Source organism: Acinetobacter sp. SW-226 (genome assembly GCF_055632855.1).
On record NZ_JBVNBD010000002.1, the window covers coordinates 151,080 to 170,702 of the forward strand.

The following is a 19,623-nucleotide window of genomic DNA, read 5'->3' on the forward strand; positions in this document are numbered from 1 at the left end:
TATATTAGAAATTGGAATTGTTATGGCTGAGAAAGTACCGAGCGCCCGACATAATTGTGATTTAAATACGATGTTTCAGTTTTTCCAAGAAGAACTGGAGCGAAACTACGGATTCGTATTCAAGTCATCTGGTAAATATCAATTCGTGACCGTATTTGATGAAAAAGTGCCTTGCCTCACCGAATCAGATAACCCTAGTAAATCAAGTAGCAACAATGTCAAACCACGAGGGATGTATTGGATCTATCCAAACATGAACCGTGATACTGGTGAATACTGGCCAGTGCTCAAAGGACACCGCTTTGGTGTAACTGACATTGAAATCTCAATTGCTTTTGCTGACCACTATAAGAACGTAATCAAGCCTCAACGAGATTCAAACCCTAACTACAAACCACCAAGCAAAGAAGATGTTGATCGCCGTGTACGTGAGTTTGAAGAAGCTCAAAAGAAGCATCTACTTCAACAAGAAAAAGAGCTCTTAGCTGCACAAATCGCTATCCGTATTGAGTGGCAACGTGCTGGTAAAGTTATTGACGATTCATTTTTTAATAATAAAACTGGAAGCATTCAGACCTTTAAACGCGACATTCGACAAATGCCGTATATGGTTGAAAAGAACCTAGAGCCATACGGCGCTAAAATCATGCGTAAAGATAACTTTACCCGTGATGAAGCCATTGAAGCAGTAAAGCGTGAACTTCCTGAATCAGCCACCAATCAACAGCTTCTCGTTGAAACAGTAGAGAATGTATTAGCGTATCAAAAGCATTTTATCAACTTTGAACCTGAGCTTGAGGGCGAAAAGAAAAAAGGCTTTGATTTACGTAAAAGCAGAGCTGTCATTCTTGCACCGTTAATTGACACCAATAACAAAGTCGTCAATTTACAGCGTATCACCCACCATCGCCAAAAAAAGCGCAACAAAGAAACCAACAAGCTTGAAGAAGTACTGCATAAGGGCAAGTACTTTTTTGATAAAGCCAAAACGAAAGATGCATTCTTGCCTGTTAGCAAAAATCCTGATGTTGCCTATGAAGTCTTTAACCCAAATGCAAAGAACTATTTGATCAAGGAGGGTTGGGCAACAGCGATCAGCGCACGTAAGGCGTTGGATGCTGGTTTAGAGCTTGGTTTATTGGGTGAGGGTTTTACTGCAGAAAACACACAAGTTTTAGCGTCATACAGTAAATCCAATATCTCAAGTGTTGCTGAGCTTATCCGCAGCATCAATCCTGAAGCCAATATATTTGTTGGTTATGATAACGATGCTGGCCAAACGCTTGAGTCTGGTTTGAATCCTGGCTTACAAGAAGCTTGTCACAACTTTTCATTAAGTGGTGTGTTAGGTGATGTGAGCAAACATGAAAATACACGTATCACCCTACCCCCAGTTTTCCAAAATAAATTATCTGTTTCTGATTGGGATGATGCTCGTCAATATTTAGGTGTTGAACGTTTAGCTGCAGAGTTGGCAAAAGAACTAAATAACGCCGTCAAACGTATAGACAACAAGATCCCTGAAGTTGCGTATGCAATTAACCGCTACAACCGTCAACGCGAAGCTTATGCAGCCAAGTTCCCTAATAAAGAATACCAACCGAATTACGGCATTGTGATTGCACAATCAGATGAAAAATATCTGGAATTGCAGAACATACGAGCTAAAAACCAAGCAAATATTGAAAATTACAACGCAAATATTGAAAAGCGTAAACAAGATCTATCAAAAGCTAACTATGATGGACCAGCTGGTACAGGTAGCACGAAATCCTATGCAAAACCAAAGTACCAACCGCCGTCATTTGATAAAGCATTTGATGATAAATCAACTCCAACCGCTACGGCACCTGTATCTTCGCCCGTCATGACTCTTGAGGGCATTAAGTCTTATATGGAGATCCTTTCTGAAATTGATGTCACCAAAGTTCAAAATGATGTTTTGAAAGTTGTAGCTACTGCAGATGGCCATCAAAAGATTAAAGCCGGTGATATTGAATTCGAGAAAATGGGTGCCAAAGAACCAACCACTAGCACAAACCCAAGTATGGATAGCATGCAAAATACCAAAGTACATATTGATGTATCCAAGGACATCAACAAAGATACAGTTAAATTGCAGAGTGTGGATCGTTCGACCATTCCCGAACAAAACCTTCAGCAAGGTATCGATCATCATAGCTACGCTAAGTCAGCTATCTTTACCGCTTTTTGGCTTCATTCAGCAGAAATGTATAAAGCTAGAAAGTTAATTCATGAAGCTGGTATTAGTAATGCCGATGTTGAGGGTTCAATTGCTGTCGCTGAAGATAAGCTCAATAAAGCTCAGGAAGAAGTTTCTAAGAAGCGGTCGTATCCTGAACTTTTTGTGATTAGTGCGTCTGATAGCGAATACCGTGCGTCAATCATGAAAGTTTTATCTGATTTAGAGGCTGCACATCCAGAGTGGCAGAATCTCAAAACATTTAGAGAAAATCTTACTGATAGGACCATTGCATTTGATCAATTGAATCTGGATACATTGAAGATCAAAAACAAAGTAGTGCATTTGATTGTCAGTAATGTGACCAATGATCAAAACTATCAAAAGGTTCAAGAAAGCCTCACCACCCTTTTAGATACATCGAACAGCTTGTCTTTGGACCGTCAACAAAAGTTCAATCTTGTGAACGGTCTAAGTAAAACATTAAACAACATGGCCAAACTGTTAGATGAACCACCAGTCTTCCAAAGACTGAACGATTTCTTTACTCGTTTTGAAAAGCGTGTAGATGATCTCGTTCTAGGTGATGGTCTAAAGCTGTATGGTATAGAACCGCAGAATTTAAACAAAACTAACGAACGTGGACAGTCGTTCGATATGTAAAAGCAGATATGAAAAAGCCCCGAATATCGGGGCTTTTTTAGTGGGTATATATCTATTTTGCTAAAGCATGGTTAATTTGATCTTCCAAACTACGTCCGTTTTTATCTAGTTTTGTCGCCATAAGAAAAATACGCTTACCCTGGCTATCTTTAGCCCACTGTCTACCAATAGCATCTTTAACTCTCGCATCATCGGCACTATCTAAGTGACTACCTTTATACTCAAGAACGAATATAGATCCATCATCCAACTCAGCAACAAAGTCTGGATAAAAATAGTCCTTACCAGTAGGCAACCAAAATGATGTTTGTGGCTGTTTCGGTATATTTCGGACCCAATATTTTACTCGAGAGTGCCATTCAAGTAGTTGAGCACATCGAAACTCTTCCGAAAGGCTACCACCTTCAGTTTTTTCTCTTAGGTCGTCAATTTGAGCATAGAAGTGTTTTTCAAACTTGCATCCACCACGATAAGGTTTCTTTACAGGATACTTGCCTGGTTCAAACTTAAATGTATTTTCAGGTTGAGGCTGATTGGCCACTTGGAATTGACTAAACAAATCGCCTTGGAAAGCCTGTTGACGCGCCAACTCAAATAACCGATCCAATTCTTTTGTGATGGCTAGGGATAGTTGGAACTGAGCACGATGTAATTGTGTAAGAGTAAAGTTTTTTACGTGAAGCAAATAACTTAACAGTTTTGTTAAATATGCTCTTAGCTGAACTTGCGTTACCCCTTGTCTACTTACTTTGCGATCAAGCCAATTAATAAGATCGGTTTCAGTAACCAGAGTCGGCATATTAGAAAATTGAGCTTGTTGATTCTGAAGTAACGCATAATTGAGTTTTTGTTCATCTATATTAAGATCAATCTCAAAACTATTGACGGTTTCTTTGATAGAAAAACCTTCAAGTTGTATAGGGAAATCTAATAGATTCCATTCTATAGAGTCTTCTATTGTTTCCTTATCTGCAATTTGCCACATACCATCCACGAACAAACCTAGTTGTGGAATTGATGCGAAAGAAGCATTCCAGTTTTCAGGTGCTTGATATGCCTGGCGTTCAGCACGAGCTTCATTAAAGACTTCCTGAACCTTTTCAAGTTGTTTAGGCGGAGTCTGATCAATTACGGCCTTTTCAATCTTATCAAAAGTTTCATTAGTCGTACCTTTATTGATAATCAAAGAGGTACCTTGGCTATTTTCTCTTGTCTGAATTGCTTGCTTAAGTTCTTCGGATAGGGTTTCTGGCTTTACTTCAAACGGGACAGAGATCATAGTTTCAGGGATCTTTTGTTTCGTTGCTGTACCATCGCCTCCAAGCCCAAGATTGTACTGAGGTTTAGCGACAATTGTTGCATCAGCCTCCCACTTCTCAAACCCCATATTTTGAATCATGCGATCTTTAAGTAACATCGTAGCTTGTGCAATAGAACTCGAAATGACATGAGCATACGCTTTATTTAACTCGTCATTTTGACGCAGTTTAGCGTATGGCATCCGTAAAACACGGCCTAATAATTGCTCAACATCAGTTGCAGAATTTATGTTTTGCAAACTTGCTAACACGTATGCAAAAGAACAATCCCAACCTTCCTTTAATGCCTCTACAGTGATTACAATCTTGACTTTGCTTTTAGGGCTAAATAGATTTTCATCTTCAAGCTCTTTGGTACCACCAGTAGAAATAGCAATCCAGTCGTTAGTAATATTTTCATATTCACTTAATAAATGTTCTTTAACAACATTTACATTAGCATCACCATTTTTATCCTGAGCTTGTATTAGCAATATTGGTCGGATATATTCCCTTTCATTTTGTGCCAGTACTTCTAGTTTCTGGCGTTGTATTAGCGCATCGCGAATACAATCTTGCCAACTACCAGTATGTTCAGTCAGAACTACAGGAAGTTTAATCATCTCTTCTGATTTTAATTCTGCTGCCGATACTGAATAAAGCACATTATTGTCTTTTGGAGTAGCTGTAAGCTCAATCAAACAACTTGGATTCAACGTTTTTAATGTAGTAAAAAACGTTTTACCACCCCGGTTCTTATGAGCTTCATCGACAATGATGATCGGTCTATGTAAATGAAAAAAGTTAACCAAGGAATGCTTTACACGGCCTATATCACGTTGCGTTAGAAATGTTTGATATTTCAAAGTATCTTCTGATACTCGATCCATGCCTTCAGTTTGGAAGTCAGTAAGGCTCGTAAAATGTTCACTTAATGATTCATCAAATGCATAAGCATTGCGTTGATAAGTCTTTTCCTTGTCGATATTGAACGCTTGAATCGTTGTCACAATCACAATGCATGATTGATTCACATCATGCTTGTTCAAAGTTTGTAGACTTTCAATGTCACATACTTTGATGCGATCGCCGTAATACCCTTGTAATGCTTTTCTATATGGATGTGTAGCATCAGATAACGCCAAAAGTGTTTGTTGGCGAATCATATCTGTTGGTACAAGCCATAGTACAATTGGAGAATCTGTATTTACGTAGTTACGCGCAGCAATCGCAATACTATGTGAAGCAAGTACGGTTTTACCCCCTCCAGTTGGTACGCGTAGACATACACTAGGAATTCCATCTAAGCGATCATTATATTTAATGTCTTCACCGACACACTTATTAAAAGCTTTTTCAGCACCTAATGAGGCAGCTAAAGTTAGGTAGTTCTCTAAAGATTGTAAAGACTGGCTTTGATAGTTTTTTAATTGAAAAGTCATGAGGAACCTTACGTATTAATTGCCATATAACGAATATGGAATCTGTTTAAACTCAATATTTAATTCATCTAATTTGGTTTTACCTAGTCGTGATGCTTCACCAATAATCACACGCTTACCTTCACTGGTATGGCAATCATTGAGGAAGTTTAATATAGAATGTGTGAGTACATTCCCACTATTAGGCCGTCTATCACCTAAAATGCCGTTATATAGTAAGAAATAAGATACGCCGTCATGAACACCTAAGAATGGACTCTCAAGGCTTACAGCACTATTGAATGCTGATTTAGTTTCGAGCCACCAAATATAACTAGCTAGGTCCATAAACTTAACATCAGAATTTAAAAATCCCTGATCATCAAAAACGGCGTTGCCTAGTTTATAAAAACTAAAACCTCCACCACCTTGCCACTCCACGGATTTAGATATGCCACCTTGCTCACCTTCAATGACTTTTTCTAAACGCGGGATAACGTGAGTTTGAGCATGATCACCCATTTCGATACCAATGTAGTGTCTTTCCATTTTGTGAGCTACAGCGGCGGTAGTCGCTGAACCTAAAAATGAATCAAGAACCATATCCCCTTTATTTGTCGCAATATAGAGTATTTTTTCCATCAATCTTTCAGGTTTTGGGCTAGAGAATGTTTCATCTTTTCCATACAAAAGTTGACTTTCTTTTTTTGCCTCATCGGTATGTCCATGATCTTCATGGTTCCACCAAGTCCAAGGCACTACACCTTTAACTTCAGATAAGTATCTAATAATATTAGGTTGTGAATCACCATTTTTACCAAAATATATTCGCCCTTCTTCTAACAATCTATCATATGTTGCTCTTGAAACACCCCAACACCTTCCCTCTGGAGGTCTGAAAGATTTACCTGATGGGCTCACAATTTCATAAAATTGCTCTGGTGTAGCATGTCCAGCTTGCGCTGTCATAGGAATACCACGCCATCTGCCTTTAGGATCATTATTTGGGTTTTTATATACTTTTGCTTGCGTTTCATTCATAGGAACTAGATTACGAACTTTTTTAAACTCCATTGAGTTTTTAGCATATACAAGCAAGTGGTCGTGAGCATCTCCAATAGCTTCACGGTTTTCTCTCGAATATCTTTTTTGCCATACGATGTTTGCTACAAAGTTTTTTCTTCCAAAGATTTCGTCACACATGACCTTTAAATAATGTGATTCGTTATCATCAAGAGTAATCCAAATAGAACCATCTTCAGTTAAAAGCTCCTTTAGTAATTGCAAACGTGGATACATCATTGTAAGCCATTGAGCGTGTTCTAATTTATCATCATAGTGCTCAAAAGCTGATTGACTGTTATACGGTGGATCAATAAAAACACATTTAACCTTACCGCCATATAAAGGTAGTAAAGATTTTAAGATTTGTAGATTATCACCCTGAATAATAAGGTTTTCTTTGGCTGTATCGGTATCACCAAATGATTTCTGGAATTTTAAAAGATGGAATGGAACTTGGCTTGCTGTTTCTTCGGCTTGGTTACGATTAACCCAATCGAGTAAAGGCATAAAAATCACAATTATAGGTTTAAATTAATAACCTATTATCAACTATTTATTTATTTTATATCTATAAGAATGATGAAAATATTTAATTTAACCCATTAAAAAACCACTAAATAGCTTAGTGGCTTGTTCTGTTTTGGTGATTAATTGGATTCCGTGGATATGACAATAGATGTCATATAAAACCTTCTTTGAACTGTCGCCCTTCCAGCGACTCTAAGTGCATTTCAAGGAAATCTATTGCCACTTCTGAGTAATTTGCGTTGGCTGAACAATTCACCAACTTTTCATCACAAAGACATTTTCCCAAATTTGCCAACTGAGTAACCAACTCATTTCGTACAGAAGCCAAGCTGAGAGCTTCAATCTGAGCTTGCAGTTCTTCACTGAAAAACTGCAGTTCCATACGATTACCACATTGTTGTTGCAGTACATATTTATTTAATACCGCTACGGCTTTAGCGGTATTTAATTCACCGTTCATCAATATTACTTATTGTGACGGTACTGGCTTGGATAAACAGGGTTTGGATCAGCCCATAAACCAAGGCGTTGAGAACGTGCGTTGCTTTCAGCACTCAAAATAATTTTATCTTTGAGATATTCACGATAAGCCCATGCATAGCCATCTTTAACTTGCTTATAGTTAACACTATTCACGATGTTTAAGTTAGGCACTTGGTTTGTACGCATCTGAAAAATGGTACCAAGAGTACGACCGTAGCGGTCCTTACTATTTTCTTGCACATACACAATCGTTTCATGCAAGAAACTGATGTTCTGACGCGATTTCTGACCAAAAGCTTGACTCTTTTCTGGTGCATCAATCTGGTTGAAGCGAACACGGATCTGCTCATTGTTGTTGTTTAAAACGGTGATAGTGTCGCCGTCAGAAATACGTACAACTTTGCCAACAAAATCGGCTTGAGCTGCAGTAGCAACAACAGACATGGATAAGGTTAAAGCTAAACTTTTTAAAGTTGTATTAAGGTTCATTTTGAATCCTTAGTGGGTAAAGAATAGGTAAATTATATCGCATTACATAACTGGAATTTTTTTCTTAAAAAATATATTTAGCTGATTAGTTAGGATTTATCCCCTTTCTCTCAAGCCAGTTTTTCCATTGAAGTGCATACGCAACTAAACCAGGTTGTTTCGCCGTGCCATTGCGATATATCGCATTAAAAGATGGCGTCCATGAATGGTAAGCAGCTGCTCTAACCCAAAAATCGGTTGACGGTTTTGTGGCTAATCGATTTCGCAAGATCTTGGCTGCAAGTCGCGCATTCAGACATCCATCAGTACGCACATAATGGCTGTTATAACTTTCAAACATACCGCCACGTTTAAAGTGTATGGTATTGATTTGGAATTGCCCCATATCCAATGAAAGGTTTTTGTTTTGCACTGTTTGTCCATTGGTACCACGCTCTTTGCTATGTATACCCAATAAAACATACAGCGGAACACCTTCTGACCGCGCAGCATGAATAACACAACTCAAAGTAGCGACTCTACCCGGTACGGTTTGATCGTAAGATGCACTCGCTTGATTGTATTGCGTAGTTGGATAGGTATAAGTAACAGGACGGATATTCTGGCGAACGGGTTGTTGTTGTGGTGCTGGTGCTTGCTGGCCACTAGGTTGTGGTCCATTTTGTGCAACTGCCGTGCGCTCAGTGCTAGTCGAAGTTTCTTCAGTTTTTTTCGGTGTGTACTTCACGCCCAAGTAACGACTCGTAAAGCCTCTTTGCTTTGCTGGCGCCGTTTCTTGCTGAGTGTTGGTCATGACCTGAAATGGTCGATATGGTGTACTTGATCCATTAGAATTGACATGGTTTGCATATGAACCTAGAGCCTCAGAACTTTGAGGCAATTGAGCATAAGCAACGCTTGATCCTAATAGAGTCGCAAATAGCGTTGGTTTTAACAGCATATTAATCAGCACCTTTATCGTTGTTGTTGAAATTGTCGATTAGGTGCTGTTTACGGTCAGCTAACTTATTCAGTGTTTCAACTGGCAATGGGTTTTTGCCGTCATACCACGATAAGCTATATTTTTTTGGCGCATAGCGGAACCATGCCAAGAATGGCGAATTCGGTAAGAATAAAAGACCAGTACGGACTTGCCATGCACGATAAGCTGAATTGATGCTAACCATGTATAGATAAAACACCAATAATACACCTGGTACAACAAGCATTGGATATAGCGCTTTAAAGAACATATAAACTACGTACAAGCCTGTAAACATAGATAATGCTAAATACAAATAAGAAGAAAACTGATGGTTTTTAATAAGCTTGTCTATTTCATCATTACTCATTGAAGCTAAACGTTCTTGCCCTCTTGGGTAGTGAGTATTAGCAATGAGTTTTTTCAGTTGTTTAAAATTGTTAGGTGCGACAATTTCATATTCACATAAAGGGTGTGCACATACCCAATTCACGTTGCCTTTATAAGAACGTGGAATCCTGTTGTCATGCATTAAAATCGATTTACCGCATTCGGGGCATGTTGGCGACAGCATTGATCTAATATTAGATAAATGCGGTAAAAACCCTTTTCTAGCTGAACTCCAGTGGCTTTTACGCCCGAAATCAAAAAAGACTCGCTTTAAAATACCTGATTTACGGGGTTGATTAGCTTCAATTGCCTGTTTAATGGCAGCTTCATCTAAAACCTCATTGGTAATATTTACCTTTTGTGTAGCACTATCAGAACTATTTTTATCTGAAGACATACTTTTACCTACGGACTTTTATTATGTAGAATACGTTATTATATTAAAGGATTTTCAACGTGTCTAAAACCCTTTTTAACTTCGCAACGGTTATTTTAATTTCCACCCTTTTAAGTGCCTGTAATAACTCTAATACTCCAAATGAACAAGATCCATTAAAAGGTCAAGAAAAGAAGTTTTTAGACGAATCCGCAACGAGTGAATCAAAAGAACTTGTGTTTTATGACTTGGTAGATCCTAAGAAAAAAGACCAACCTATAAAGGCTGAAGAAGCAAGTGCTTCCGAGCCTGAAGCCCAAGAACAACAACCTGAAAAGGCCTTATCTCCTGAGATTCTTGAAGCGATTCGTGAAAATACAGAACGACAAGAAAAAAAGGAAAATGCACTCAGAACAATAGCTGAAGCTAAGCGTATTGAAGAATTATTAGTAGGTAAAGATCGCAGTAGTGATGATGGTTATACCTATAACAGTGATGAATAATTGATATATCAATGGTTTTAACCAATACAAACTTATTATTTTAAGTTAAAATGATTTTAAATTTTTTGGTATATACGGTTATGTTTAACAGTGCTTTTAAGAAACATAAAATAAAAATATGTTTTGGCTTGCCAATCATAATTGTGGTTTCGATCTTAATATTCAAAATCTACTCCTACCCCTTTAAGCCAAGACTCTTAAGCCCCGATTGGATTGAAAGTCGCTACAATGGTTGGGAAGTTGAACATCATGACTTATGGATTGCTACAATTGTGGATGTTGTTGGTCCAAAAACAGTAAAAATTAGAAATCAAAATGGAGAAGAAAAAATTATGGATCTTCTCTATATAAATGCTTTGCAATCTTCGGAAAAAATGAAAAACCTCTATATCAATAGCTTGTCCGGTTATGTTGGCCAACAGCTATTTGTAAAAGGAGATCCAGACAAAGCGCGGTTTAATGGCGTCTTGATCGATGGTAACGGTGAAAATATCAATCTAAACCTAACTTATGTACCAGGTGCGGTATTGGATATGTCATCAACTGCATACATTCATGACCGAGAAAAGCAATTAGTTCCTTATTTCGCGAATATCAATTCAGAAAATAGAACGTTTTAAGTTATAAATTAAGGGATATTAGAAAGGCCAAGCTATGCCAGCACCATTATGTTTCCTCACACTGGAATTTACCGCCAAAGTCAAGAATCCAGTTGATGTGCCTGACATTATTAAGTCGTCTATTTTGACGCGTATTAAAAAGTGCCGCACATCATCAATAGAACAGGCTCAGTATCTTTATAATGCTGAAGAGAGCTACTGGAAGCCAAAAAAACAAGTCACTGAAGAAGCAACTCAATATCATGGCATCACCAATGAAGATTTATTAACGCAAGACTCAATCAATGGTCTAAAGATTAAAAACTATGTTGTGTATTGGGCAAACGTTTATACATTTAGAATTTTGCAAAAAAGCAAAGTGAAGTTTTTTAATCACCGCTTTATCTTTTTAAACAACTTAATCAACGTGATTGGTGAAGATGGTTCCCTACCCATGACAGAATGGGCACGTTTAGCCAGTGCAGCTTCGGGAAATAATGAATTTCCAGAAGAGATACTGACTAACACTAACAATAAGGTCATCTGTTTGACCGTTATATTTGATTATATTTCTGAAAAATTAACATCACTTTATGGTTTGGATCTAAATAAGCATTACGATCTGGTTGCTGCAGTACAATACAACAGTGCTATCAAAGCTAAGAGTCAAAAATCATTAAAGGTTCATAAGCTTATGCGTGATGATTTTAATGAGTTTAAATTGCTTTTAGACAAAGGCATGGAGATTAAGAGAATTAAAAAGGAATATTTTATAAATAATAACTACCTCCCTTAAACCTAAAAGCCACTTTCTTAAAAGTGGCTTTTTTACGTTAAACATAAAATAAACTATCACTAAAACCCTTTTTTAAAATATAATACTTTTAATTTCTATTTTAACTGGTGATACATTGTGAGTTTAATTAAGAAGCAAAAAGACATTCTATCTCACGACCCTCTTGTTTCAATTTTTAGTAACAATGACCTTTTAACAATCTCAGTTGATACGGATTCTGAAGATTTGAATCGTCAACCTAAAAATATAAAAATCCCGAATGCCGATCTTAAAGAGTTAACAATACAAATCAGTGGTTTTGATACTTTAGAAAACAATGATGTTGGTCGTTATTTCACTTGTTCTGGTACCGTAGAGCTCGTTAATACACTAGGTAATGGTGAAGAAAAACGTTTTGTATTAGCAGAGCCAAAAATCAAAGTAAACGTGGCTAAAAAAGGTCATTTACCGCAAACAGAACAAATTAAACAATTGGTTCGTAATGCGTGGATGGATGCATTTAGCTATGGTTGCCAAAACATTAACCAACCTTACCACTATGAAGATGAAACTTGGTTTGAACGCTTCAAAGGTAGCATTATTGGTAAATTTGTACTGATCGTACTTGCCACTTTCTTTGCTGCTTTCATTGGTTTGGCTATTTTTGGTTATGCTGCTGGTAAAAAACAACAGGACCCAACATTAGAAATTGCGAATCAAATTGCTCAAGATCCTGAAGCATTAAAGCAATTGCTGAATCAATATGATCAACAAAATAACCAATCTGGTGCACCTACTCCACAAGCATCACCAGAACAAGCAGCTGAGCAAGAAAGACAGCAAGAAATTAGCTCATTCGGTTTAGATGCTGGATCTAGCGAATAACGCTGATTAAGCAATAAAAAAGCACCTTAGTCATAAATACTTTGGTGCTTTTTTTATGCCTAAATTTATTATGCAAATTTAAAAAGAATCCAAATGATGACGAGATGTACTGGATAGAACCAGTACGCCCACTTCCCCACTGGCGGTAATTCAAAAGGTATATTCATGTGCTGTCCTTTCAGTAGGAATTGTGCACCAATACACGTTGCAATGGCGCTACTGACAGCAAATGAGAATGCCAAAGAATATGTAGTCATATCCGTATAGTAGCCACCAATCAACCAGTTGAAAATGTTGGCCAATGAAGTGAGCAAGACGCTGATCATTAAAAAGTATTTCTTAGAATGAACGTTGGTTGTTTTAAAGAATAAATACAGGAATACAATTAATAAAACGCCCCACACGCTATACATAATAAAATTAGATAGCAATGTGATCACGACTAACAGAGAGACAAACTGCAGCGTTGCATATTTATGTTTAGATTCCCCTAATACAACAAGCAAAAATCCTAAAAGCAACGTAGGCATGACGTTCAGAGTTGTAAATGGCTCTTGGTTGAATAGTTGATACGGTACTTCTGATAGCACACAAAACAACGCCAAATTTTTAAAATAGTTTTTTAATGTATGGGTTTTCTTTTTAGAAATAGCTTGGTTCAAATTGAATGCAAGCATGATACAAAAAATAGGAAAAGCCCAACGGCCAATCGTCCTCAACAACAGATTATATTGAGGAAATAATATTGATGCGTGGTCAATAACCATGGTCACAATCGCAATCCACTTCAATAGATCCAAGGCTCTATTGCGATCTCGCACGGCGCTTTGGCTAATTACAGCTTCTTGTAGATGAACCATGTGTTATTTTTCGCTAAAGGGTTTGTATAAGCATCACTACGCTGTTTTCGGGTGTTGTTACGATTATCTAAGATCTCAATGCTATTCCAACCTTCGGGATAACCGAGCACCAGGCCAGAGTTATAAAATCTCGTGCGATGACGCTCTTCATCGCCGGCATAAAACAAGTACGCACGAATATCGTTATACGGTCGATGCCCGACCAATACGTTATCTTCATCACGATCAAAGTACTCATAAATTAAATCCGTATATTCACGATTGAAGTATCCGCACTTCTCAAACAGATCTGCACTTGAACGAAAAGTAATAGATTCCTTGGCCAGTGTTTTATTTAAAATCATGCGAGTGACATTACGAGCAAACACGGGCAAATTAAAATGCACAGGCAAATGAATTTCATTTATTTCGGACAAATCAATAGGATCACCAAAAGGATTAGAAAGTTCTAATGCTTTTTGATAAAAGTCCATCCATTGTGCAAGATATTCATCAACAAACTTTTTCTCACCATAATAAATTGGTAATCCATCAACCGTTAAAAGGTTTTGTGGAGGAAAAATATTGTTTCTTAAATCTAAGATGCTTTGTTTTAATTTTGCGATTTCGATTGGATCACTAATCATAACAACTCACTCGAATTAGAGTATTAAAATAATTATATAGGGTTTTAATTAATTGGATATAAGTTTTTAGCTCAGTAAATAAGCATTTTTGTTGTGTGGCGAATTAGAATTGATAAAAAATTTAAAAGAATATTTATTCTAGGAATTATTGATACAATGTATCTAATTTCTTACGAATTAGTATATACAATTGGGATTACTATGCTTACCCCTGATCGAATAGACAAACAAGTTAATTTGGCTGGAATTGACCAGTCGTGGACCAATTTATTAAATCACTTGGACATTGATAGTCATCCTGAATACAACATCGATAAAACTCAGCCATGGTACTTGGCTAATTTTGTAGATTACCTACGCCTACTCAACTTTAAGTTTGATGAATTAAATCTAAGAGAGATTCGTGCAGTAGATTATGACTTGGTAGATTGGTCATTTCTTAAATCTAATCGCCTAAATGGTGCTGAGGTGTTTAAGGACCTAACCATTTATCTGCAGAAACCCAATTTTGTTACGCAATATCCTAAATGTGTACCCATCAATGCTGATGTTCGCGATCGTAAGCTTGCAGAGGTCATTTATGATTACTACAGACGCTTCTTACCGTTTTTCTATTCATTCATTAAATTAATCAGATCAACGCAGCGCTTATCTCTAGAACGTAAATTACCCGTGATTGATAACTTTATGTCTAATTTTGGAGATCTTAGTACTGGTGAGTTTTATTCAAATATTCCATTTGATGATGCAGAGCTCAAAAGGATTTTGAAAAATGGCTTTGAAAAATATAGAGAGCATAAATCAGAACAGCGGTATAGCCGTGCCATCGCAGAGCTAACACCGATGTTTAAAGCTTTGTCTGAATACTTAAAGATTGTGTCTACGGTTAACTACGTGGATCTAGACCTTATTCACTTCTTACACAATGCATTTTTGGGTAAAAACTTTAATGTTTATTCAGATCTATTCGCTTTGGATAAAGAACCTAATTTGTTGGTCAATTTAAGTTGGACATACACAAAAGCATTTCAATATTCATAAATAGCACCATGGTAGTTTATGTGCATCGGCTATATCAAAAGGAAGAAGAATATAGCGATCTTTTAACGAAAGGGCCTGGTCATACCGAAGTTTTGTAGCAGAATCTCTAAAACAAGCTAGGTAAAGTTCAGTCATAAAGTTTCTCTTAAGCTACCTTCTTATTCAGTATGTGTTCGGCTAAGCGCTTGATACCGCCACCGTCCGTAATTAAATGTTCAAATAATTCGCCATTCGGGTTTTTAACTCCTTCCAACTGGCCTTTTTTGATGCCTAAGACATCAGAAATAATTGGATCTGAACCCGAATCAGCCAACAAGTAATATGCCGAGATCTGTTTGATTTGACCGTCACGGTCTAAGCGACCAATACATTGATCATGAACACCAGGCGACCAATCCAACTCACCAAACACAAATGTTTTGCATTTTGAGTGGTACTGCAAGCCATCAAGCCCGGCAGATGAACGTAATGAACTAATGAAGACTTTACTTTCATCATTCAAGAATGCTTGTTTAGATCGTTCCTTAGCTGCAGGTCCTTCCGTACCTGTATACATAACAGGATTGAATTCAGCCAAGCGTTCTAGCCAAATGTTGTACACATCTCGATGCCAACCATAAAGCATGACTGATTCACCAGACTCAACAAGCATACGCACGAACTCAGCGACATACGGCGCTTTGGCGATACCTGTTGCTTGGCGCATCATAATATTGAATTCTTCTGTCGCACGAAGCTTTTGCCCTTGGAATTCTTGAGTAGAGCTTAAAATTACTTTTGCCAGTTCCATTGCCTTGCCCTTAATTTGATCCAGTACTTTAGGATCGCTTTCGACATATTGAGGGATGATTTGTACTGGCGGTAACTCTCGATTTACATCTGCTCGAGTACGGCGCAACATTAGACCTTCATCACGTAAAAACATCCCGAACGCTTTAGGATCATTAATACGTTTTTCGTGTGAACACCACTCACGAGCGAATTCGGTAGCGGTACCTAAGCTATCTGGACGCAATATTTCAATGATGTTGTAGAATTCATCACCGTAGTTATAAATCGGTGTAGCTGATAGACCGAGGCGTAATTCAGCTTGGTCACTAATGAGTTTAGCAGCGGAATACTTTTGCGATGTATAGCCAGTCCGTAACTCTTGGATCTCGTCAAACACTACGTACTTAATCTTTCCGGCAAGATATTCAGCCCAACCGTTCAACTTTGAATAACTGGTGATAATGACATCGGGTGCTGCTTCACCCTCTTTGTGCAATGGATAAGGCGATGCTTTCTTTAGGATGTGACATTTTAGGTGCGGAGCAAAGCGTTCAATTTCATTCTTAATTTGCATTGGAAGATGTGTCATTGTCACAAAAAGCGCCGGGAGCGATTCAGGTAGAATCATCGGACATATTCCACTCGCTGTTTTGCCAAGGCCCAAATCATCCCCCAAGAGCAAACCTTTAACATTAAGTAGTAGATCTGCAGCTGCTCTTTGATACTCATATGGAGGCACGGCAAGATCAAATGTTTTGATCGGACGTTTATAGTCCATCACATCCAAAATATCTTCTTTTAGCGACACATAAGCCTTAGATTGCGCTTTCATGTATTTAAGATCATCAACATGCATTGGATAACGTTCAATAAACCAAAGTAGGTCGTGACAATTAGACGGCGTATCGCTTAACTCAATAAATTTTGATGCATGTTGGCTGACTTGTGGGAATACACGCTTAAGTCGTGTTTTAACATGTGGTTCACATTCAATGTGCCAGTTTTTTTCTTGACGAGAAATGGTGCCGTAAGATTTAGACATTAGAAGACCCCCACTAAAATACGATGGCGGTAAATAAATTTATTGTTCAGTTGGATTGGAATGTTATTCACCCAATACGGTGTACCAACCACATAGAGCGCTTTTATGCTGTCATGGCTTAAATAGCGATTGATCTGACGCAATAATGCGTTACGTGCACCATCTATTTTTAATTCAACACCCACCTTGCCGACATCAAGCTCAACAGTAAAATCAATGATGTCTTTATTTGATAGACGAACCTCACGTTCATACGGAATCTCATTGGCAATAAACATTTGCTCAATCGCGAGTTGTAAGTCTTTTTCGTTATAAAAACGGTATTTGTGTGAAGAAAACAGAATTCCAAGCTCTTCAATCGTTTTCATTCTGCATCCCCTTGGTCAGCTTTAGCAGCCTTTTTGTTTTTCTTCACCTGGCTTTTATCAATGGATTTTGATGGTACCAGTTCAACTTCACATTCAGTACACGATAATCTAAAAGTAGGACTACACGTTGCACCACGGCCACACTCAGGACACGCAAAAGATGCCCTAGTCTGTTTCTTAGGCTCAGGCTCAGGCTCTTCAAAATTGGCTAAACCAAGCTCTTGATAGAGTGTTCCACCGATCATAGTTTCTTTGAGTACAATAAGCTCGTTATCATCGCCGTTTGGTTGTTCACCCTTATAAAGTTTAACAACCTTAGGTTCTGGTATTGGTTTGTCGTCATCATCTAACGGATCTTCATCAAAAGCCGTTGGATAATAACCGCCAAGGTTTGCACCGGTATTTGATATGTCGATTAGTCCGATCGCTACATCAAAGGGATTCATTGTAGTGGGAGTCGGTTCCTCTTCTTCATCACTTGTTGGGATGGCATATCCAGTGAGGGAATCTGGTGCTTTTGCCGGTTCGGCAACTGGCTTCTCTTTTTTAGGTGATTTCAAAGCTGAATTGATTTCATTGCCAAGTAAGGCAATATGAAATAGCTTTGGAGAAGCAGTCGGAATGGACTCCAACAACTGCACTTGCTCTTGAATCATTTCAAGACTTGAAATCGTTTTGGGTGCGTACTTGTCATACCATTTGATGATACGCCCTTCATCGACAAGCTCATTGCACACTTGAATAAACAAGCCATCAGGTGCAACGATTTCGGTCATCTTCTCGCCTGTCGTGCGACCTTCTTTTGTGCCGTCATCAGTCATAATCAAACCGATCTCAAGCATAAATGCCGCAAACTCAGCATTGTGATATGAGCGTTTAGATGGCTCACCAAAAATGCTTTGTTTCATATGACACATCTCATGTGCATAGCATTTAAAAATGTTAAGCAATGGTTGGGTGCCAAAGTAATCAGGGTTAAGGGCCAGTTCGTGCGTATACGCCGTATCATCTTCTGTCGAAGCAAATCTATTCTCAGACCAATAACCGGTATTTTTGTTGATACGTTGAAGCGTAATCAAACAATCTGGTAATTCATTTTTGAATAGCCTTTCATTGAAACGGTCATACACCAACTGCAGTTCTTCATAAAACTGCAACGTAGTTCTATTCTTTATGTTCATTTTTCAGTCGTCCAAACAGGATCAAACTAGGTGTGGATTGTACAAAACAACGTTTAAAGTTTACGCACAGCTTAAAATACAGTCAATAGTTTAAAATAATCAGCAAAGCATATATTTTTTTAAAAAAAAATTACAACACAAAAAATAAGTATCATTAAAGTGTAGGTTTAATAAATTGTGGTTGGTTTTCATAATATGAGTGTTACGCTTTACTTCCACACAAAACTGGTGTTCCTATATCAATTTTGAGGGTTTTAAGTATATTATAAGCCACTTTTGTTAAATGCACATAGAAGTTACTTTTAGCGTTTATAAATGCTGAATAATACCCTTATTGTCAATAAGGCGCTATTTAAAGGCAATGGTTCTTAATAATGCTGTTTATAGAAAACTGGATATCGAAATGAGTCTGAATAACATAAAACTAACAGCCAATTGTTTTGCCCTTACACATCCTGAAAATGAAAAGAACTTGTTCAAGTACATTTTTAGAGAAATGTTTAAACGAAATAAGGTCGAGACATTCTGTTCCGCAAAAGTCATATTTTTTACAGATGGCAAGCACATCTATTTAAGAACGTGCGTATCGGACGTCAAAATCCCAATGGCCAAAGAATACATTGAAATTTCGCACGGTCAGCAAATCACTGGAAAAATCATGGTTCCTCTTAACCGTGAATGTAGCTTTAACCGCCAAGAAATTGAAGAATACATTTCGGTCCACGGCGAAAAACCCAAAGGCAATTCAGGTAAGAAGCGTAAAAATCTAACTGGAGATGAAGCAGCCGAATTCACCAAAAACGCTCTTAGTAGCAAAGGTCTATTGGATGTCACTATAATTGAGCAACAATGTGGACCACAGCTCAGCATTTTGAATATTCCAGTCCAGACCATAGATATTTCATTTAGTGCGACTGTTGGTGATTTAGAGCTATTTAAAACAGCATGGCTCAATGGTATTGGTCGTGATAAAACCTACGGCTTTGGAATGATCCGCTTAGATGGTACTTTGTTTACACCGCCTTGTAATAATAGTGCTCACGCCTAATCGAAAGGACTTTTAAAGTCCTTTTTTAAACGAAATTTTTTCAGATA

General features: G+C 37.8%; 18 protein-coding genes. 7 read left to right on the forward strand and 11 right to left on the reverse strand.

Features of this window, described 5'->3' with window-relative positions; translation table 11 throughout:
- Positions 1-22: 22 nt before the first annotated feature.
- Positions 23-2,866: a primase/helicase family protein gene (locus ACZ8ZH_RS18570; RefSeq protein WP_264718060.1), complete on the forward strand. Its 2,844-nt coding sequence runs from the start codon at positions 23-25 to the stop codon at positions 2,864-2,866.
- 52 nt (positions 2,867-2,918) lie between these two features.
- Here ACZ8ZH_RS18570 and ACZ8ZH_RS18575 read toward each other — a convergent pair whose 3' ends face one another.
- The 6 genes from ACZ8ZH_RS18575 to ACZ8ZH_RS18600 all read right to left on the reverse strand — a co-directional run bounded on the left by ACZ8ZH_RS18575 (position 2,919) and on the right by ACZ8ZH_RS18600 (position 9,898).
- Entirely contained in the window at positions 2,919-5,606 is a 2,688-nt protein-coding gene (locus ACZ8ZH_RS18575; RefSeq protein WP_024160886.1) for a DEAD/DEAH box helicase, read from the reverse strand.
- Positions 5,607-5,621: 15 nt separating this feature from the next.
- Positions 5,622-7,157 (reverse strand): site-specific DNA-methyltransferase, encoded by a 1,536-nt coding sequence (locus tag ACZ8ZH_RS18580; protein ID WP_024160885.1) that lies wholly within the window; start codon positions 7,155-7,157, stop codon positions 5,622-5,624.
- Positions 7,158-7,329: 172 nt separating this feature from the next.
- Positions 7,330-7,638 carry a hypothetical protein gene (locus ACZ8ZH_RS18585; protein ID WP_024160884.1) on the reverse strand — a complete coding sequence of 103 codons (309 nt, stop codon included), beginning with the start codon at positions 7,636-7,638 and terminating at the stop codon, positions 7,330-7,332.
- A 5-nt stretch (positions 7,639-7,643) separates the two neighbouring features.
- Positions 7,644-8,150, reverse strand: a complete 507-nt coding sequence (locus tag ACZ8ZH_RS18590; RefSeq protein ID WP_005006141.1) for a thermonuclease family protein — start codon at positions 8,148-8,150, stop codon at positions 7,644-7,646.
- An 85-nt stretch (positions 8,151-8,235) separates the two neighbouring features.
- Complete coding sequence (locus ACZ8ZH_RS18595) at positions 8,236-9,090, reverse strand: transglycosylase SLT domain-containing protein (protein ID WP_024160883.1); 855 nt, start codon at positions 9,088-9,090, stop codon at positions 8,236-8,238.
- Between the two features lies 1 nt (position 9,091).
- Positions 9,092-9,898: a hypothetical protein gene (locus tag ACZ8ZH_RS18600; RefSeq protein ID WP_024160730.1), complete on the reverse strand. Its 807-nt coding sequence runs from the start codon at positions 9,896-9,898 to the stop codon at positions 9,092-9,094.
- 59 nt (positions 9,899-9,957) lie between these two features.
- On the opposite strand from ACZ8ZH_RS18600, the gene ACZ8ZH_RS18605 reads away from it, so the two are divergent.
- The 4 genes from ACZ8ZH_RS18605 to ACZ8ZH_RS18620 all read left to right on the forward strand — a co-directional run bounded on the left by ACZ8ZH_RS18605 (position 9,958) and on the right by ACZ8ZH_RS18620 (position 12,639).
- Complete coding sequence (locus tag ACZ8ZH_RS18605) at positions 9,958-10,380, forward strand: hypothetical protein (RefSeq protein WP_024160731.1); 423 nt, start codon at positions 9,958-9,960, stop codon at positions 10,378-10,380.
- A gap of 80 nt (positions 10,381-10,460) precedes the next feature.
- Positions 10,461-11,000: a hypothetical protein gene (locus ACZ8ZH_RS18610; RefSeq protein ID WP_024160732.1), complete on the forward strand. Its 540-nt coding sequence runs from the start codon at positions 10,461-10,463 to the stop codon at positions 10,998-11,000.
- Positions 11,001-11,034: 34 nt separating this feature from the next.
- A complete protein-coding gene (locus tag ACZ8ZH_RS18615; protein ID WP_044111932.1) occupies positions 11,035-11,775 on the forward strand; it encodes a hypothetical protein in 741 nt (246 codons plus the stop codon).
- A 117-nt stretch (positions 11,776-11,892) separates the two neighbouring features.
- The gene (locus tag ACZ8ZH_RS18620) at positions 11,893-12,639 is read left to right on the forward strand and encodes a hypothetical protein (protein ID WP_024160733.1); all 747 of its coding nucleotides are present in this window, start codon (positions 11,893-11,895) and stop codon (positions 12,637-12,639) included.
- Positions 12,640-12,707: 68 nt separating this feature from the next.
- Here the strand turns inward: ACZ8ZH_RS18620 and ACZ8ZH_RS18625 are convergent, their stop codons facing one another.
- Both ACZ8ZH_RS18625 and ACZ8ZH_RS18630 read right to left on the reverse strand, forming a co-directional pair.
- Positions 12,708-13,499, reverse strand: coding sequence for a TraX family protein (locus ACZ8ZH_RS18625; RefSeq protein ID WP_043041422.1), 792 nt, complete (start codon positions 13,497-13,499; stop codon positions 12,708-12,710).
- On the reverse strand, positions 13,475-14,125 hold the full coding sequence (locus ACZ8ZH_RS18630) for a hypothetical protein (RefSeq protein ID WP_024160879.1): 651 nt from the start codon (positions 14,123-14,125) through the stop codon (positions 13,475-13,477). Before ACZ8ZH_RS18630 ends, ACZ8ZH_RS18625 begins: the two co-directional genes overlap by 25 nt.
- A 201-nt stretch (positions 14,126-14,326) precedes the next feature.
- Here ACZ8ZH_RS18630 and ACZ8ZH_RS18635 point away from each other — a divergent pair, with 201 nt between their 5' ends.
- A complete protein-coding gene (locus ACZ8ZH_RS18635) occupies positions 14,327-15,166 on the forward strand; it encodes a hypothetical protein (RefSeq protein ID WP_227553478.1) in 840 nt (279 codons plus the stop codon).
- A 145-nt stretch (positions 15,167-15,311) separates the two neighbouring features.
- Here ACZ8ZH_RS18635 and ACZ8ZH_RS18640 read toward each other — a convergent pair whose 3' ends face one another.
- Genes ACZ8ZH_RS18640 through ACZ8ZH_RS18650 form a run of 3 tightly spaced genes read right to left on the reverse strand, consistent with a single transcriptional unit; the run spans position 15,312 to position 18,528 of the window.
- Positions 15,312-16,979, reverse strand: a complete 1,668-nt coding sequence (locus tag ACZ8ZH_RS18640) for an SNF2-related protein (RefSeq protein WP_024160737.1) — start codon at positions 16,977-16,979, stop codon at positions 15,312-15,314.
- Positions 16,979-17,347, reverse strand: a complete 369-nt coding sequence (locus ACZ8ZH_RS18645; RefSeq protein WP_005006108.1) for a hypothetical protein — start codon at positions 17,345-17,347, stop codon at positions 16,979-16,981. The genes ACZ8ZH_RS18640 and ACZ8ZH_RS18645 overlap by 1 nt, the downstream gene beginning before the upstream one ends.
- Positions 17,344-18,528, reverse strand: a complete 1,185-nt coding sequence (locus tag ACZ8ZH_RS18650) for a SprT-like domain-containing protein (RefSeq protein ID WP_134253125.1) — start codon at positions 18,526-18,528, stop codon at positions 17,344-17,346. Before ACZ8ZH_RS18650 ends, ACZ8ZH_RS18645 begins: the two co-directional genes overlap by 4 nt.
- A gap of 403 nt (positions 18,529-18,931) precedes the next feature.
- On the opposite strand from ACZ8ZH_RS18650, the gene ACZ8ZH_RS18655 reads away from it, so the two are divergent.
- Positions 18,932-19,576 (forward strand): type I-E CRISPR-associated protein Cas6/Cse3/CasE, encoded by a 645-nt coding sequence (locus ACZ8ZH_RS18655; RefSeq protein ID WP_227504916.1) that lies wholly within the window; start codon positions 18,932-18,934, stop codon positions 19,574-19,576.
- Positions 19,577-19,623 lie beyond the last annotated feature (47 nt).

What these genes read in the sequence shown, in the direction of transcription:
- ACZ8ZH_RS18570 (WP_264718060.1), top strand. Translation starts at nt 23, where the DNA reads ATGGCTGAGAAAGTACCGAGCGCCCGACATAATTGTGATTTAAATACG.
- ACZ8ZH_RS18575 (WP_024160886.1), bottom strand. Translation starts at nt 5,606, where the DNA reads ATGACTTTTCAATTAAAAAACTATCAAAGCCAGTCTTTACAATCTTTA.
- ACZ8ZH_RS18580 (WP_024160885.1), bottom strand. Translation starts at nt 7,157, where the DNA reads ATGCCTTTACTCGATTGGGTTAATCGTAACCAAGCCGAAGAAACAGCA.
- ACZ8ZH_RS18585 (WP_024160884.1), bottom strand. Translation starts at nt 7,638, where the DNA reads ATGAACGGTGAATTAAATACCGCTAAAGCCGTAGCGGTATTAAATAAA.
- ACZ8ZH_RS18590 (WP_005006141.1), bottom strand. Translation starts at nt 8,150, where the DNA reads ATGAACCTTAATACAACTTTAAAAAGTTTAGCTTTAACCTTATCCATG.
- ACZ8ZH_RS18595 (WP_024160883.1), bottom strand. Translation starts at nt 9,090, where the DNA reads ATGCTGTTAAAACCAACGCTATTTGCGACTCTATTAGGATCAAGCGTT.
- ACZ8ZH_RS18600 (WP_024160730.1), bottom strand. Translation starts at nt 9,898, where the DNA reads ATGTCTTCAGATAAAAATAGTTCTGATAGTGCTACACAAAAGGTAAAT.
- ACZ8ZH_RS18610 (WP_024160732.1), top strand. Translation starts at nt 10,461, where the DNA reads ATGTTTAACAGTGCTTTTAAGAAACATAAAATAAAAATATGTTTTGGC.
- ACZ8ZH_RS18615 (WP_044111932.1), top strand. Translation starts at nt 11,035, where the DNA reads ATGCCAGCACCATTATGTTTCCTCACACTGGAATTTACCGCCAAAGTC.
- ACZ8ZH_RS18625 (WP_043041422.1), bottom strand. Translation starts at nt 13,499, where the DNA reads ATGGTTCATCTACAAGAAGCTGTAATTAGCCAAAGCGCCGTGCGAGAT.
- ACZ8ZH_RS18630 (WP_024160879.1), bottom strand. Translation starts at nt 14,125, where the DNA reads ATGATTAGTGATCCAATCGAAATCGCAAAATTAAAACAAAGCATCTTA.
- ACZ8ZH_RS18635 (WP_227553478.1), top strand. Translation starts at nt 14,327, where the DNA reads ATGCTTACCCCTGATCGAATAGACAAACAAGTTAATTTGGCTGGAATT.
- ACZ8ZH_RS18640 (WP_024160737.1), bottom strand. Translation starts at nt 16,979, where the DNA reads ATGTCTAAATCTTACGGCACCATTTCTCGTCAAGAAAAAAACTGGCAC.
- ACZ8ZH_RS18645 (WP_005006108.1), bottom strand. Translation starts at nt 17,347, where the DNA reads ATGAAAACGATTGAAGAGCTTGGAATTCTGTTTTCTTCACACAAATAC.
- ACZ8ZH_RS18650 (WP_134253125.1), bottom strand. Translation starts at nt 18,528, where the DNA reads ATGAACATAAAGAATAGAACTACGTTGCAGTTTTATGAAGAACTGCAG.
- ACZ8ZH_RS18655 (WP_227504916.1), top strand. Translation starts at nt 18,932, where the DNA reads ATGAGTCTGAATAACATAAAACTAACAGCCAATTGTTTTGCCCTTACA.